The sequence below is a fragment of the Rhodococcus ruber genome (assembly GCF_027270735.1).
GTDB classification, from domain to species: Bacteria; Actinomycetota; Actinomycetes; order Mycobacteriales; family Mycobacteriaceae; genus Rhodococcoides; species Rhodococcoides rubrum_A.
Window position 1 is genome coordinate 1 of the sequence record NZ_JAPWIJ010000001.1, and the last position, 16596, is coordinate 16596.

Sequence of the window (16596 nt, forward strand, 5' to 3'; positions counted from 1 at the left end):
CCACCGAGGGAACGCAATCGGATCTGCTATCGATGGCCTCGGTCCTACACCGCCGGTCGGCTTCACCGAAACCGACGAGCATCTTCGTGCAGTATTGATGGCGTCCATGCAGCCGGCAATGTAGTCACCGCCCCAACTCGCCCACCTAGGATTTCACAGAGGATCTTCGTCGCCGACACGATCGCCGGCCGAGTCCCGATTGCCGTAGACGACGTGAACATCTCGCGGGTGGGGTACTGCACCCCTTAAGTCGGCATGGTCGGGCTCGCCAAAGTGATAGCGCGAACAGTATTCCGAGGTGGAGACCGCGGTGCACGACCTCTCCGAAAACGGGAAGTGGTAGATGCTGGGCACGACCGGAGGCGTCGAGCTCGTACGGGTGGCCGGCGGTGCCATGCTCGGGAAACACATGGCCGCGAACGGGTCGGCAAACTCATCGGAGAAGCACAGTTGGTGGGCAACTGGGACGCCCACCGGAGGAAGTGGCACACCCCATCTACGCACGCTCCACTCAGAACGAGGCGTTCTGCGAGGTACACCTCGCACTCGCCGGGCGGCACTTCACCCCCACACCTGAATCAACCACGACATCATCTCGTAAGGAGAAGAACCATGACACTGAGCACGGAACTCGTTTCGGACGTTGCAGACGCTACAGTCTTCGACCGCGCCGACACGGCCGACGGATCGCCACACGAACAGGTGGTCTTCTGCGAAGACCCCACCACGGGACTGCAGGCAATCATTGCGATCCACTCCACCGCATTGGGCTCAGCCTTGGGGGGCACACGGTTTTACCCCTATGCGAACCAGGGTGCCGCTTTGACGGACGTGCTCCGTCTGTCGCGTGGAATGACCTACAAAGCCGCTATCGCAGGAGTTCCGCACGGTGGCGGCAAGGCAGTGATCATCGGCGATCCTCGGGTCATCAAGACTCCAGATCTGTTGCGCTCGTATGGGCGTTTTATCGAGACTCTCGGCGGCCGATACATTTCGGCTGGCGACGTTGGCACCGGCACAGACGATCTCGACATTATCGGAGAACAGACCGCCCACGTGGTCGGACGATCGACGACCGCCGGAGGTTCCGGCAACAGCGGTCCGATGACTGCCCTCGGTGTCTACCAATCGTTGCGCGCCGCGGCCACCGCCACATGGGGCACTCCCGATCTCACGGGTCGTGTGATCGGCGTCGAAGGCGTGGGGAAAGTCGGCTCCGAATTGATCGCGCTGTTGCTACGGGACGGGGCGAAGGTCTTCGCGACCGACGTCAACGCTGACGCATTGGACGCTGTCGCAGCACAATTCCCTTCGGTCGTCGTCTGCGACGATGTTCTCGGCCATGAGCTCGACGTGTACGCCCCCTGCGCGCTCGGCGGTACCCTCACCGTCGCCTCGGTCCATGAAATGACTGCATCGATCGTGTGCGGCGCAGCGAACAACCAGCTCCTGACTGCGGACGTCGACCAGCATCTCTACAACAAGGGCGTGGTGTGGGTTCCCGACTACGTTGCCAACGCCGGCGGACTCATCCAGGTGGCCGGAGAAAAAGACGGTACAGACGCGCAGTGGGCCCGCGACCACGTCGAACAGATCTACGACACAGTGCTGTCGATCCTCGACAGATCTCGTTCCGAATCAATCCCACCGGGCGAAGCCGCGGATTACGTAGCCGAAGCTCGTTTGAAGTTCGTGCAGTCGCACGTATAGCGGCGGCCACCGGATCGATTCGCCAGCTCGGGATTCGAAACGGTCGCGCCTCGGTCGCAACGATGAAGCTGCTGCTCGGTAGCAAGCCCGACGAGTCAATCTCGACCAGAATATTGCTATGAGCCTTCCTTCAGCACCGCAAATCGTTGTGCAAAACCGCCAAAGTTTTTGAAGGGTGTGGCGCGACTGTGATCGTGTTTTTCGCCCACGGAAGAGGCGGGGGACTTGTTCCCGCTCACGGGTGATGTCGCTGACAAAGTGCTGGAACCGATCGTCGTCCACGAACGTGAAGAGACCTACCCGGAAGGAGTCTTCGGGAGGAAAAGCCGGGATTCCCGGCCTTCCCTAACCGGAGGAGTGGGCGGCGGAGCTCAGCCGTACTACGTTAACCTGCAGGTCCTAGATCTCCCAGGTTGGGAACAGTGTAGGAGCGTCCCCCGCCCGCTGCGCCACAATCGAGCTGCAACTGCCTGACTTCATCGGCAGGTAGGCACCATCAAGGTTGCTGGCCCGTGCGACATACGCGTGGATCGGTGGTTGCACTCGAACAGTCACAGGCCGCCCGCCGTCTGAGTTTTGGCTTGTCGATGGCCAGAACGGAGAACGGCGCGGAATGCCTGCGACCGAACACATTTTCTTGTACTCAGGGTCGGGACCCACGAGGAGCTGGAACACTTATGCCCACATACCGGTTGATCTCTGAGGTCGATTTCGCTCGGCGATGCCCCCTCTGCGGCGACCGCTGCCAAGCAGAAATGGTGCAGCGGGCAGTGAGTTCGACCGACAGCGTCACCAACGTCTATGCGGCATGCGAGACGTGCCATTGGGAAGGATTTGCAGACATGACAATTCGGTAGGAACCAGGCAACTGCACTCGTTCGACCGAGAATCGAATTGAAGCGACCCGCAACTCTGCATCCTCAGTCGACATGCAGCAGCTGAGCAAGAAGGAGTGACTCACCGTGGCAGCAGAATCAGCAATTTCGCGAGCAATGCTGGACTTCGTTCTGCGGTGGGGTCCTTACGGCGGAGGGCGGGACGAAGACATCTTGGTCGAGTTCGGCCTCACATCGCCCGCATTCTTCGAACGCGTGCTCACGCTACTGGCCGCACAGCCGAACGCTCTGGAGTCGGGGAGAGAGCGCTTGATCAAGTTGGTAGCACTCGAACGACTCGGCCGACTGCCAACCTCAAGCGACTGACACCATAACCGGAATACGGGTCAAGCAACCGGACCGTTTATGTGACGACGTGCAGTTGAGGGAGTCGCTGAGTCGGATGGAAGGCTGTTCTCGGCTCGGCTCGGCTCGGCTCGGCTCGGCTTTGCCGCAGCGAAACAACATCGTGCACAGTCTTCCGCCCAGAAAATTTGGATGCTCTGAGGTTCGGGCTGATCCTCGCGAACAACGTAACGAAGATTTCGCCATAAGGGAACTGGGCTTCAACACTCGTACGGCTGGCAGCTACCGCTCGGTACTTTGCTGTCCCTATTGTCGGGGACCTGTCGAAGGGCAGAGACTCTGTCACTAGGATCGGAGGCACACGTCGTGGACGAGAACACCGGAACACGTACGGCAGGATCGTGTTTGGTGATCGGAAATTCCAACGTTGCTCGCCATGTCGAGGCCTCACTGGTATCGATGGGATTCGTTGTCCGCGTGCTCTTGACGCCCGATGACTCAGCTCTCGACCAAGCATTCCGCGTGCAGTACGACCGGATTGCAGTAGTCACACACGATGATGTTCTCGCACTTCGGTACGCCCTCAGTGCAGCGCACGTGCATCCGTCCACCCCGATGATCGTCACGGTCTTCGACCGCACCATCGCGACGCGACTACGCGAGATTTTGCCCCATAGCCTGGTCACGTCTCCCGCGGACCTTGCGGCACCGATCTTGGCCGGGGCCTGCATCGCCGCGGATCTACTTGCCGTCGGACACAACGACGACGGGCACAGCTTCGGAGTCAGAGACGCCCACCGCGGTCCTGAAGTAGGGCCGGTTGCCGACCTGAGGAGGCCCCTATGGCGGTCGATGGCGGTCCGCTCGAGCGGGTTGTTCCGTACTCCTGACACGGGCACCCGAATGCTGGTGTGGGGATTGTTGGGAGTAGTGGGAATTATCGTCGCCGACTTTCTTTGGCTGGTGTTGGGCAAGCGCTCCACAGCGGACATGGCGCTGCTCGACGCGGTGAAGGTGGTCACGACCGTGGGACCGGCACCCGAAGCACACGGGGGCTATGCGACCGTCTCCGCGGTGGCGATGTTGGTGACTGTTCTCCTGACCGCAATGGTCACTGCAGGTGTGGTCGATCGAATACTCGGGCCGCGCCTCGTCGGTTTGGTCGGATCGAGGGTTCTGCCGCGGTCGGGCCACGTCATCGTCGTGGGGCTCGGTCAGGTTGGCCTGAGGTTGTGCCGTGAGCTCACTGCTTTTGGAGTCGATGTCGTCGGCGTCGAGCGTAATCCGTCCGCGGCTGGTCTCAGATTGACTCGTGCGCTCGGCATTCCGGCGGTGGTTGTCGGGCACGGCGACGATCGCCGACTGCTGGAGCGGGTCGGCATTCGGCGTGCTCTGGCAGTTGCTGTCGTCGGGTCCGAGGACAGCGACAACATTGCGACAGCTGTTGTCGCTCAAGCAGTCGCACCCGATGTACGAGTCGTTTTGCGGGCGGGTGAACACTCGGCTCTATCCGATACAGGCTCACTGCTCCCGCTCGGGGTTGTGCGCGATGTTTCCATGCTCTCCGCGGCGTACGTGGTCGCGTGGATTGTGGGTGAGAATCCTAGGTCCGTAGTGTCCGACGGTCATACTCTGTGGATCCAGGACGCACGCGGAAAATTTGTACCGTTCTCCGAGATGGTCGAAAGTCATTGCACCAGAACGGTCTCGGAAGGTCATCTACTCGTTGGCGTCGCCCTGGAGGAAAAGTAGCCGAACACGTTCCCAGGCGGCCGTGACCGAGCTCTCGTGATGTGCAGTGCTCCATCATGGCCTCCACGGGCGTCGTTCGCGGCTCAGACTTTCGATTACCGAGTGACGTCAAATTCGCAGTGACGCCACTCAAACGGAGGCCAGGAGTTCGCTGCGGCGATGATGCCAGCAAAGCCGAGAAAGCTACCAAGATCGGCAACAACAGCCCTGTGTGTCGCCAGGTTTACCGATGACGAGGATGCTGGCGGCGTCGGTGATTGTGTCGAGCTGGTCGATCTCGAGTACCCGGTTGATCTGAGGGAGAGCCGCTCGAGAAAGCGGAAGTTGCCGCGGGTCATCTGCTCGATGGCGGCGATGGCTTAGCTCCGCTTCGACGGGGTGGGGCCAGCGACGTTTCCGAAGAGGGCACCTCTGGACAGGACCGACGAGACTACAGCGGCGACATACGCACCGCGTGCTCTCCGTGTGGCCTGCACAGTGGCAATGTGGTGCGCATCATGAGGCTCTTTCCGGCAGTCGCGCCGGTGCTCGGTCGGCCATCGCACCGCGTTGTAGGGCGTACCCGGCAAGCAGCAGGGGCACTATCACCACCCCGGTGACGGTGATCTGGTTGACCGGCAGTCCCCCGAGGTCGAAGGGCTGGATGGGTGTGTCGGGGTCGGTCAGGGCGGCGCCGGGGACGAGCAGAGCCGGTAGCTGGGTGAGCCAGAAGAACGCACCGGCCAACAGCGCGCCGCGCAGCCGCGTGACGTCAGCCCCAGGTCGCCACGTCAGGTAGAGGCTGACGACCGTGGATCCCGCGGCTAGGGCCAGCGTCTGGCCGAGATGAAATTTGGCGTGGGCCGGCCAGCTCGGGTTGTAGACGTGCGTCGGGCTCCAGTCTGCGACGAAAGAGCCGACGGCGGGCACCAGCGCCCCCATGGTGAGGAGCACTTTCCCCAGAAGTCTCCGGGTCGCGGGCGTCATCGGGTCACCGTCGTCATCGGGTCACCGTCGTCATCGATGTTCCGTCCAGGAATCCGCGGATTGCGGTGAGCGTCTGCTCCGGTGCTTCCAGGTGTGGCAGATGTCCGGCACCGGGGACGACCAGGCAGGTTGCATCAGCGAGGTCGGTGGCCATCCGCTGACCGTATGCCGGCGGCAACACAGGATCATCGGCCCCCCACACGATCAAGGTGGGCTGTGCGACAGCCCCCAGCCGCTCCGACAAGTCCGGACTGCACATCATCGGGCCTGTGTAGCTGCGCACCAGGTCCATATATGGGTCCGGGACCTCGGTTGACCGGGTTGGGCTCTGCCGGGCTATCTCGGATGGCGTGGGCGCCGGCCCGACCGGGTTGAGCAGGACCATTCGCCCGATTACCTCTGGCTGTGCCAGCAGGGCCATCTCGGCAGCGATCCATCCGCCGAACGAGCTGGCCACGACGGTGACGTCGGCCAGGTTCGCGTCCAAGAGCAGCGTCAGGTACCGCTGGGCGAGGTCCGGCACAGATGAGATTGCGGAATCTCGCGGCTGTCCATCCCAGCCGGGATGGGTCGGCAGCACAACCTCGTGCTCTACCCCCAGCCGTGCCGCGAGTTGCTGCATCGAGCCTGGTCCTCTCCCGCCATGGATGGCGAGGATGGCGGATCTGGCGCCGGATCCGAAAGTCTGTACGGCCAGGTTGTGATGGTTCAAGAGATCTCCCGAATGGGTGAGGCAAGACTCGATTTAGTCACGCTCTAGTGGAGCCTACTTCAACTGGAGTGCCACTGTGATGATCTAAGCTGAGATCGTGGTTGATCCAGAGTTCGAGAACCGGTACCGGCGACGGCGTGAAGCTGGCGAGGAAAGCCGACGCCGGACGCGCGCCCGCCTCGTGCAGGTGGCGGACCAGCTATTCCAGGAACTTGGATACGCCGCAACCACCGTGTCGGTGATCGCCGAGCAGTCCGGCGTCTCGCTGCAGACGCTTTACCTGGCCTGGGGCAGCAAGCGGGACGTGTTCCGAGCGGCAGCGGCCGTGGCCGCCGGGGGGAACGGATCAGAAGACTGGCTCGAGGCGGTTCGTAACGAGCTCGCAACCGACGCCGAGACCACGCTCGACACCGCCTCCTACCTGCACGCAGTCGCGCGGGTGTTTGTTGCCGTCACCGCCCGGACTGCTGCCTACCGCCGGCTCTATCGTGAGGCCGCCGCGGTCGAACCGGCCCTCGCCGAGGACTGGCTCACCGTGCAGTCGCAGGCTGACGACGCGCTTCGCGCCGCGGCCGCGGCGATTCCGCCGGCGGCACTACGTCCTGAGCTTGACGCTGATGCCGTCTTCCTCACGCTGTGGACGCTAGCCAGCCCCGAGGTCTACGACCTGGTCGTCGACCGGGCTGCCCGCACACCGGCCGAATTCGAACACTGGCTGGGCACAACTCTGATCGCCGCCCTTACGCGGCTCTAGGCGTACTCGGATCAACCGAACAAGTCCGACCCCAGAATGCGGTCAGCAACCACAGTGCATCACCTCAGTCGGCGGATCGAGGCTTAGTCATCTGAACGCTGCTCCATGAAGTCGACCACGCGCTCAACGACCAAGGGGCGAGATGCACGTCGTTCGACTGTCACAGTCCGATCTCTGTGACGGCGTTGCCCACCAGCGGCGCGTGTTCGCGGCGGTACGCCTCGACGGAGTCGAGGCTGGCGTGTCCGGTCTGGCGGGCGATAGCCGAACCGTCGGCGCCGTTACGAGTTCCTTGTGTAACGAAGCCTGCTCGGAGGGAATGGCCACCCAGCTTGGCCAGAGCGGTGGGATCGAAACCGGCGTGTTCGGCGCGGCGGCGGACGGTCTGGTGGATGGCTGCTCCAGACAGGGCCGTAGATCCGAGGTTGCCGTTCTTGGCAACGGCGCGAAACAACGGCACGCGAGCGGCAGTGCGAGGTACTCCCCCACGACACACGTGAGCGTCGAACGGTTCTCGCTTCCGGAGTAGTCGGATCACAGACGGACGGCCGCCGGCGTCGAACGCGGCCACGACCTGGACCCATCGGACGTACGCGCAGGGTGGGCAGGTCTCATGGGACTCGGTGTAGGGCAGCGCTTTCACCGCTCCCTTGCCCTCTTGGTCGGTCTTCGACTTCCGTAGCCGGATGTGCAGGCCGTCGTGTCGGTGCACGGTGACGTCCCCGCCCACGATCTCCGACAACTCGCTGCGGCGGTATGCACCGGCGAACCCAAGTAGGAGGATCGCCGAGTCGCGGCGTTGAAGGACCTCGTCGGCCCAGCCCTGGCAACGTTCCCGCGCGGTCGTGACGAGCAGTCTGATGTCGTTGACCAGAAGTGGGTCGCGTGGCTGGCGTGGCCGGTCTCCGGCTGCGGCGTATTCGCGCCTGATCCCGGACAGTGTTGCGGTGACCAGTTCGTGCGCCGACGGTGATAGGTGCCCCGTGGTGCGGTGTTGGTGGTTGATAGCGGCGATCCAGGTGCCGAAGGTGGCGACGGCGTAGGCCCGCTCCCCTGTTTCGGTTCGGGTGTCGGCCGCGTCGACGAGGTAGGCAGCGACGGTGATCGGATGTGCGGGAAGTGTTACGTGACCATTCGACTCGCACCAGTTGCTGAATCGTCTCCACGCGGCCGCGTAGGTCTTGCGCGTTCCCTCGGACTGGGAGGACTGCACGGCGGCCGCGATCCGTTTCGCGACGGCGGGCGGGATCTCCGGCTCGACCGCGACCGATCTTGCGCCCACGGAGGTACCCGCGAAAGGGGTCACCGCAGGTGCGCGGCCTGGTCGGAAATCCATAACAGCAGCCTAGCGCAGGTCACTGACACACCTGCGGAGCAAAACTGTGCTGAACTGGCGTTTTGTTATAGACGGTGCGGAAAATGCAATTTACCGCGGCGACATTGGATCGACCTTTCAGACACCTCTCTACACCGACCGTTCCGCAAATGCGTTGCCAACATTTACGGACTCGAGTCGTACTCACGCATATGGTTCACCGCTCGTCCGAGCGCCTCCGAGCAAAGCGCACCGGAACGACTCGATACATAACAAAATACAGACCAGCTGGTTGCTAGCGCGACTGCAAGCCTTTCGTTACTCTGCCTAGTTACCCAAGGTAGCGAGGCGCAGGAGGGGCGAGTAGATGCCAGGTGAATGGAAAGCAGCGATTACCGGCGCGGGTTCGGGCGTAGGCCGCGAGATCGCCTTGCAGCTAGCACAACAGAAGTGGTCACTCGCGCTCGCCGACAGCAACTACGACGCCCTCCTCGACACACAGTCTCGATGTGCTGCGACGGCCGCGATCGCGCGAGCGACCCGTGTCGACGTCTCCAGCCGGGCCGAAATCACTTCGTGGGCCGCATCTTCGCGCAATGGGCTCGGCGGTATTGATGCGGTCTTCAACGTCGCAGGTGTTCTATATAGCGGCGACGTCATCGACACTCCCCCAGCTGATTTCGATCTCGTAATGGCAACCAACTTCGAGAGCGTCGTCAACAGCTCTCGCGCTTTTCTGCCGGACATTCTAACGTCACGTCGAGGTCGAATTATCAACGTGTCGTCCGCATTTGGAGTCATGTCCGCACCAGGCTACTCGGCGTACAACTCATCCAAATTTGCCGTTCGGGGCTTTACCGAAGCCCTGAACCAGGAACTGCGCCTGGCGTCACGAACCGCGCGTGCGACCTGTGTGATCCCTGGTGGACTCAAGACGTCGATCGCTCGGACGGCGCGGGCGGCACCGGGCGTTGATCACGCGCGGACTGCCGATTTTTTCGATAGACGCATAGCCCGAACCACCCCCGAAGTGGCCGCCCAAAAAATCATTGCGGGTGCGTGGAGGGGGAAGTCGCAGGTGACAATAGGGAACGACGCCCGCCTCGTCGCCGCGACAACGCGCGTGCTTGGCCCTCAATACCAACGGCTGCTGCCTTCGCTCCGAGCACTGCGACGGACCTAACAAGTCTTCATCAACAGAAACCACTCACCAGACCTGCGGGGGTCGGTCAATCATGTCGAATAGCTGGATCCTGATAGAGACGTTCGGAGATGAAGAGCCGTCCGTGATCGGAGTTGGGTCCTCGCCCAAGTCCTTTGTTTCACCTCGTCATGTTCTGCGCAGCTCCGCCAGCCGCAACGAGGCACTGGCCGCGGTAGCGGAGACGCTTGTTACGGGAGCCATGGTGGATCGGCTGTCCAGAGACCGATACAGGCGAGTACTGGCCGAACCACTGCAAACCTTTGCGGGCCGTACGCACGGGGCATGGGTGTGGCTCGGCCGGCGCGATGAGACTCCACCTCCGCGAGACGCCGCCGGGGCGTGGCAGTTCAACCTCACGAAGAGCACAGCAAGCGGAAGCAATGATCTACTCGATTTGTACCGCGTTCCGCAAAACGAGCGCGAGACCCAGCGCGCACTCGCGGGAGCGTTCACCCGACTTGTCACAAACCGTGACGAGAGCGAAGCTATGGCCAAGATCGTGCAGTCAGCACCGGGCACTACCCATCAAGCAGTTTGGACAGTGAGACGGGACGACGGCGATCTTCGGGCCGCGCACTTCTCGTGCCGGATGATTGCCGAAGACCAGGCTGCGGGCACCGAAATAATCCTGAGGGGCATCACGCATGACATCGGCCCCGCAGGTGAAATCACCATCGCTCCCCCACCCACGATACTCGAGCATCGTGTCCTGGAGGCGTCAACCAAGGAGGGCGAGTACCGCGCACTGGTCAACCTCAGGACTCTGAACTTGTTGCGCTGGTACAACTCTGAACCTGCACCGAATATCTGCTGGGAAAACCTTCCCGACGAACCGGTACCGGCCATTCATCCGGACGACGTACCAATTGCGAAGCAAATGTCGAATGCACTCGCACGCGAACGCACTAACGGCGTGCTTCGATTCAGAACTCTCGACGGACATTGGAAGCCGATGGAAGTCAACGCGGTTTTGGTCTCGCTTGATCAGCACACCACGGCCGCACTTGTCACTCTGACCGAATTGTGCGAAGAGTAAAAAATCTCGCGGATCCATGCGGATCCACAGAGACTATTACAGACCCAGGTCGATCGCAGCGCCTGCACTGCACGTACGTTTAATAGTTGCGTTTTTTATAAGGACTGCGCGCGTGTCGTGCGTGCATCGCGAGTTCGACTCCATGCAGCTGCCACCGTTCGGGTGGATACCCCATACGCTTCCGCAAGCGACTCGATGCGCTCCTCCGTCTCAGGCTTGCGCCCCCGCTCGATGTCGGCGAGAACAGTGGCCGACATCCCCAACATCCGCGCAGCGTCGCCCTGGGAAAGCGCCGCATGCACCCTCAGGTCGGACAATTTGAGCTGAGACTCCGGAATCGGAACTAGGGCTGCGACCGACGTGTGCAGGGCATTCGCGATTCGACCAAGGGTCGCTGGCGGCGGCGTTGAACGCCCCGTTTCCCAGGTGGATACCGCTTGCCTAGTCGCGCCCACAGTCGCCGCAAGGTCGTCAGCACTGAACCCAGCGCGTACCCGAAGCTCGCGCAACCGATCCGCCCGAAATCCACGAACCCCGCTTCGCGGCACTGTCCCCACTCTCTATCGACCTTCCAAGACAGCTTCATCTTCCTCGATCCACGTCAACCTCGACGTCTTGTGCGTTTTATAGTTGCGCGCTACCGTTGCAGCTATGCGCTCGGCCGTTCCGATTTTCGCAACCTTCAACCAATTGCGCGGTGCACCAAACCTGTTCTACAGTCCTGTTGCGCGCCCAAAAGGGATTCCTCGGTGCTTGTCGCTCTCGGCACCGCTTGTAGCGCGGGACGTCAGGACGGTTTGCTCACAGATTCCGTCCGATCATTCCTGTCGGGAGTTCCACATGTTCACGTCGCTCGCCCTTTCCGCTCCACCATTGCCGTCGACAGCTAAGCCCAGAATTGGACAGCTTCGAAGTTCAGTGTTGGGCCAACACGGACGAGGCGCGACGACAGGTGCATTCGACCGACATTGCCACTTTCGCCGAGGGTGTGGAGGTGGACCAAGGTGAGTGCCGCACGGGATGCGATGAAGTCAAATTTCCTCGCACAGAGACAGTTTTGCGCGTCAGTCGTCGTGAATCGGACACATGGCGACTTGATTGCATGCTCGCTCGACCACCGGCATTCCGGTCGCCACCAGTACATCGGTGACGACGGAGCCCTGCTAGCCGAGTGGGGTCCATCCACATCGTGCATTGATCGGTCCATTCCTTCCAGTAAGCCGTAGACCTGGCAGTTCGGACTGCAACCCGACCCAAGTGGGCTTCTGCTGATAGTCCCGCTCGTGAGCTACAGGAGCTCCCCGACGCCCTGTAGCTCGACCGGTGGACCGGCGCGAGGGTCGCGCAGTGAGCGCATTTCATCATGTTCAGCGCTGCGCGGCCCCGCCGGGACATCACCCCTAGAACTCACACCCGTTCGCACAGAAAGGATTCCGATACCCGATGTGGCTTTTTCAGCAGCCTTGGTTCTGCTCGGTGGTCTTCGGCTGGCTCTGAGCCTCTAGCGCGTGATGGGTGCGTGCGACTGGCCCACAACCTATGGATCGCACGCACCCATCCACTTTCTCTACTCACTTGATCTAGAACCAATTGTTGCCAGAACGGTTGCTCCGCAATCGCATTCACCAGAACGACCCGATCGCCGGGTCGCACCAGGAAGGGATCGACACACAATGCCAGCAACACCGGGCACCGGACACCACCGCTCATCCAACACGCGAGGGCGGGTGATCAAATCGCTGCCCGCCATGGCCGCGGTGACGATCGCCGGCCTGACCATGCAGGCCGCTCCTGCGCAGGCCGCACCCTCGCAGCCGGGCGTTATTGCCCCGCAGGAATCGCAGCCGGGTGTCACCGGCACACCGCAAACGGCTCCGGCCACCCCGCCGCCGGCCGCACCGGAAGAACGCCAGTACCTACCCGGCTACCAGCCCTCACCACAGGTCCGGCAGACCCCGTCGCGTAGCTATGACGACTACCTGGCCGGTAACCAGCAGTCCTCGTACTACCAGAACACCTACTACGAAGCTCCTGCTCCGCAGGCCGCCCCGAGTGAAGCACCCCCGGCATTGCAGGCGACTCCGCCGCCCCCGCCGCCGGTCCCGACGGTGCAGCGCAAGGTCATCGCCCCGATCGACGCACCTGACGGTTACTTCCTCGTCGGAGGTGAACTCGTTCCGTACGACCCGAACATCGTGGACCGCAATTTTGTCGAGCAGTTCAACAACACCACCCAGGCAATCCAAGCCGACGGTGGTAACTGGCTCGTGGACAACGGTTTCGCCGACGCCCCACGCGCGGACCGCATCGCAGCTGGTACCGCGACCGGTGTCATCACCGGTGGCGCTGTCGGCCTGGCTGCATCGGTGGTCCCGGCCGCGGTGATCACCGGCACCGGTGCCGCTATCGGTGGCGCGCTCGGACTGGCGGCAACGACCGCAGCCACACCCGCGGTCATCTGGGCCGGACCGGTGGGGTACATCTTCGTTCCCGGTGCGGCCGCACTTGCCGGTGCTGGCGTCGGTGCTGCCCTGTCGGCACCGATCGTGTTGGGTCTGACCGGTGCTGGCGCTGCCATCGGCGGTGTCCTCGGTGCCACCGTTCTCGGCGGCGAACAGCAGATCATCGAAGAGCCGGCCCCCGCGCCCGCGGTGGTTCCCCCGGCCGCCGACAGCGTTCCGGAGATCCCGCCGGCCGCGACGGTCGATCTTCCCGGGCAGGTTCGCGACACTCTCGCAGCTGACCCGAACGGCCGCCAGGTGCTCGCGGCCGCCGACACGGCAGTCCAGAACGCGGCACCGATCGTCGACAAGGCCGTCAGCGACGCGTCGGTGTGGACCGCACCGGCCGTCGAAGCAGCACAGGGGTTCACCTCGAAGGCCCTCGAGCAGCCTGCCGTCGCCGACACCGTCGCCGCGGTCAACACCGCAGCGGCCCCGATCGTCGATCAGGCCAACGCCGCGCTCGCAGGATTGAACGCCGCCTTCGCCCCTGCGTGATCTCACTCTCCCCGGATTCATCTGTCCCCGGAAGGATTCACCCTCATGGCGCGTGAGCACCACGGTTCGTCGATCGTCAGCGCCACCGGCCCGAGCCGGTCGCCGAGACGTCCACAACCACCGCGCGCCGCGTCCGGATCCCGTGGCCGCAGTCGTCGCCGAGCAGCCCTGCTGTTCGGCGGCGCTGCTGTCACAGTCGCCGCGGTCGTCACCGGCGTCATCGTGGCCACCGGTGACGACTCGCCACCTGCGCAGGGCCCACTGCCGGCCGATGCATTGGTCACCTCTGCACCGTCGACGTCGACCGACACCTCAGCTCCCAGCGAGAGCTCACCGACGTCTGCTCCTGCCGAGTCCGCGCAGGGCGATTGCTCGATGCCCGCGGGCGGGCAGGACAGCGGCGAGAACGCCATCAGGGCATTCGAGCACCGCCTGTACGTCGAACGGTCCGGTGCTGCCGCGTTCGAGCTCATCTCCCCGGCCGCCCCGCCGTTCACCAGCGTGGCGAACCTCGACGCGGGTATCGCCGCGACTCCGGTCGGCTCGAGGTACTGCCTCGACCTCGATCCGGTTCTGCCAGGGCTGTTCACCCTCACCGTCAGTCTCGTTCAACCCGACGGGACACCCGGCCCGAAGTACCGAACCCAGCGCGTCACCACCTCCGTGGTCGACGGGCGTCATCTCATCGAATCGATCACCGAAGTAGGGGAATAGACCATGCGCAGTGCCGTCTCCGTCCGACTCGCCGCCCTGTCCGCCGCCGTGGCCACCGGACTCGTCCTCGTGGTCCCGGTCGCCTCCGCCGCACCCGCAACCGGGTCGCCGTGCGCGCGATACGTGGCGGTCCTGGCACCGGGAACCACCGAGACCCGCGCCGATGCCAACCCCACCAAACCGGCCGGGATGCTCGGACATGTCGGCCAGGAGTTGCAGCGCCGCTACGGATCTCAGATCCAGGTCGTCTACCCCTCCTACCCGGCACAGGCGTTCCTCCAGTCGGGCATGACGTACGCGATCTCCAAGACCGAAGGCGATCGGGCCACGGTCGACGCCCTCACTCGCTGCCCCGGCTCGAAATTCGTCATCGGCGGCTACTCCCAGGGCGCTCAGATCGCCAACGACGTCGCGGTCGATATCGGGACCGGGTCCGGGCCCACTCCGCCGGCCTCGGTACTCGCGGTCGCATTGCTGGCCAACCCCAAGCGCGGCACCGCAGGTGCGAAGGTCGTCGGTCCCACCCTCGCCGGTCAGGGAATCGGAGGACCCGACGCCCGCGGATTCGGTGCCCTGTCGGGGAAGGTCTTCGACATCTGCCACCCCGACGACAAGTACTGCAACACCGAAACGTCCTCGAACTCCTTCCTGGCCTCGCTCGGCCGCATCCTCGCCAACCCGCCCGGCACCGTCGAAACAGCAGCCGGAGCCACCGTCACACCCGGCACCGGCGCGACCACAGCCACCGCAACCGGCCAATCCACCGCACCATCCGCGACAGGCCAGTCCACCGCGACATCGACGCAGCCCACCTCGACCAGCGCCACCGAAAGCACCCCCACTCCGTCGACGTCCTCGACCCCCGGAGCCGCGACAGCCACCGGCGCAGGTGCAGGTGCAGGTGCGTCGTCGTTCCTGGACGCAGTCACCTCCGACTACGGATTCGCCGACCTCTCCGCCGCACCCGGTGCCGCGTCCTCGCTGGCAGCATCGGTGGACAAGCTGCAGAACGCCGGCGCTTCGACCTCGACCTCGTCGGCTCTCGACATCGCCGAGATCGGCCAGCAGGCCAAGCTCCTGTCCGGCACGTTCGCACCGGTCGCCCAGACACAGTCGTGGATGGCAGCGAACCCCGCCGCCCGCGACGGCCTGCGCACCGCGGCCGAAGGGTCACCGGAAGCAGCGACCAGCGGAGTCGTCGACGCGCTCGATCAGATCGACATCCCGAAGATCGTCGGTGCCGCCGACCAGGTTGTGAACTTGGCGAGCAGCGTCCTGTCGGGGGCATCGGCTCTGAGCGGGTCGGCCCCGTCCGCGGCCGGCGCGGTCCCCACCGATGCTGCGAGCACGTTCGCAGCCTTGTCCGGCCCCGCGCAGACGTTGAGCACGAGCGTGTCTCCGCTGGCCAGCACCCCGGCCGATCAGCTGGCGACCGCGACATCGGTTCTGTCCGCCATCAAGCCGGTCACGATCATCAACCAGGTTCTCGGCGTGGTGACCGGGGTGACGTCGGTCGACTACAACGGCGTCGCGGCGAACCTGCAAGCTCTCCCCGGATTCTTGCTCTCGGGCAACATCAAAGAAGCGCACCGAGTGTCAGGTGAGCTGAACAATCAGCTCTCTCCGCTGGTGAAGATGGCTGCCGGCGTCGACCTGTCCTCGATCGCGCGGTTGATCAGCCTGATTCCGGACCCGTCCGGCACCGCGGCAGCGACGTCGATGGTGGCGGGTCTGCTCGCGAACGTCGACGTCATCCGCCTCGCCCGCGACGTCGGCCAGCTCCAAGAGGTCGCATGGCAGGTCGTCGAGACCGGAAACCTCCTCGCTCTCGGTCAATTGCTGCCCATCGGAATCGATCTCGCCAACGTCGCGCTCGGCGTCCTGATGCCGAGCCAGAAGATGTCCGCCGACCAACTGCACGCACCCACCGATGCGATGACCGCGCTGATGAGCACCCAAGCGCAGAGCAGCGACCTCGTCGGACTGGGAAATTCGGCCTTGAAGACGGTCACGTCCCCGGACGCCGCAGCTCTGGGGCAGGTCGTCGACGCCGGGGTGACCGCAGCGAGCTTCCTGGGCTCGCGGGTGCACGAGTCCTACGGCCAGTGGCTCGTCGACGGCAAGCGCACCGCCCTGCAGGAAATGGTCGAGATCTACACCGACGCAATCGGGGGCTGACTCCGGCACCGACACCTGTTCTGCCAGAACATAACACCGCATATTCACACCACATTTTCACCACCACATGAAGGA

General features: G+C 63.6%; 13 protein-coding genes. 9 read left to right on the plus strand and 4 right to left on the minus strand.

Annotation, left to right across the window (positions count from 1 at the left end):
- Positions 1-612 precede the first annotated feature (612 nt).
- From O4220_RS00005 to O4220_RS00020, 3 genes are all read left to right on the plus strand, one after another.
- Entirely contained in the window at positions 613-1710 is a 1098-nt protein-coding gene (locus tag O4220_RS00005; protein ID WP_269601520.1) for a Glu/Leu/Phe/Val family dehydrogenase, read from the plus strand.
- 962 nt (positions 1711-2672) lie between these two features.
- Positions 2673-2912 (plus strand): DUF3263 domain-containing protein, encoded by a 240-nt coding sequence (locus O4220_RS00015; RefSeq protein ID WP_269601521.1) that lies wholly within the window; start codon positions 2673-2675, stop codon positions 2910-2912.
- A gap of 345 nt (positions 2913-3257) precedes the next feature.
- Positions 3258-4643 carry an NAD-binding protein gene (locus tag O4220_RS00020; protein ID WP_269601522.1) on the plus strand — a complete coding sequence of 462 codons (1386 nt, stop codon included), beginning with the start codon at positions 3258-3260 and terminating at the stop codon, positions 4641-4643.
- A 495-nt stretch (positions 4644-5138) separates the two neighbouring features.
- On the opposite strand, the gene O4220_RS00025 is transcribed toward O4220_RS00020, so the two are convergent.
- A complete protein-coding gene (locus O4220_RS00025; RefSeq protein ID WP_269601523.1) occupies positions 5139-5609 on the minus strand; it encodes a DUF6640 family protein in 471 nt (156 codons plus the stop codon).
- A 13-nt stretch (positions 5610-5622) separates the two neighbouring features.
- A complete protein-coding gene (locus tag O4220_RS00030) occupies positions 5623-6321 on the minus strand; it encodes an alpha/beta fold hydrolase (RefSeq protein WP_269601524.1) in 699 nt (232 codons plus the stop codon).
- Positions 6322-6418: 97 nt separating this feature from the next.
- Between O4220_RS00030 and O4220_RS00035 the strand changes: the two genes are divergently transcribed.
- Positions 6419-7075, plus strand: coding sequence for a TetR/AcrR family transcriptional regulator (locus O4220_RS00035; RefSeq protein ID WP_269601525.1), 657 nt, complete (start codon positions 6419-6421; stop codon positions 7073-7075).
- 160 nt (positions 7076-7235) lie between these two features.
- Here O4220_RS00035 and O4220_RS00040 read toward each other — a convergent pair whose 3' ends face one another.
- Positions 7236-8411, minus strand: a complete 1176-nt coding sequence (locus O4220_RS00040; protein ID WP_269601526.1) for a site-specific integrase — start codon at positions 8409-8411, stop codon at positions 7236-7238.
- A 346-nt stretch (positions 8412-8757) separates the two neighbouring features.
- Between O4220_RS00040 and O4220_RS00045 the strand changes: the two genes are divergently transcribed.
- Together O4220_RS00045 and O4220_RS00050 are read left to right on the plus strand one after the other, a co-directional pair.
- Positions 8758-9573: an SDR family NAD(P)-dependent oxidoreductase gene (locus tag O4220_RS00045; RefSeq protein WP_269601527.1), complete on the plus strand. Its 816-nt coding sequence runs from the start codon at positions 8758-8760 to the stop codon at positions 9571-9573.
- Positions 9574-9625: 52 nt separating this feature from the next.
- Positions 9626-10630 carry a GAF domain-containing protein gene (locus O4220_RS00050; RefSeq protein ID WP_269601528.1) on the plus strand — a complete coding sequence of 335 codons (1005 nt, stop codon included), beginning with the start codon at positions 9626-9628 and terminating at the stop codon, positions 10628-10630.
- 95 nt (positions 10631-10725) lie between these two features.
- Here O4220_RS00050 and O4220_RS00055 read toward each other — a convergent pair whose 3' ends face one another.
- On the minus strand, positions 10726-11187 hold the full coding sequence (locus O4220_RS00055) for a helix-turn-helix transcriptional regulator (RefSeq protein ID WP_332112789.1): 462 nt from the start codon (positions 11185-11187) through the stop codon (positions 10726-10728).
- A 1116-nt stretch (positions 11188-12303) separates the two neighbouring features.
- Here O4220_RS00055 and O4220_RS00060 point away from each other — a divergent pair.
- From O4220_RS00060 to O4220_RS00070, 3 genes are read left to right on the plus strand one after another with little or no spacing between them, the layout of a single operon-like run.
- Entirely contained in the window at positions 12304-13629 is a 1326-nt protein-coding gene (locus O4220_RS00060) for a hypothetical protein (RefSeq protein ID WP_269601529.1), read from the plus strand.
- A gap of 45 nt (positions 13630-13674) precedes the next feature.
- Positions 13675-14343 (plus strand): hypothetical protein, encoded by a 669-nt coding sequence (locus O4220_RS00065; RefSeq protein ID WP_269601530.1) that lies wholly within the window; start codon positions 13675-13677, stop codon positions 14341-14343.
- A 3-nt stretch (positions 14344-14346) separates the two neighbouring features.
- Positions 14347-16521 (plus strand): cutinase family protein, encoded by a 2175-nt coding sequence (locus O4220_RS00070; protein WP_269601531.1) that lies wholly within the window; start codon positions 14347-14349, stop codon positions 16519-16521.
- The last annotated feature ends 75 nt before the right edge of the window (positions 16522-16596 follow it).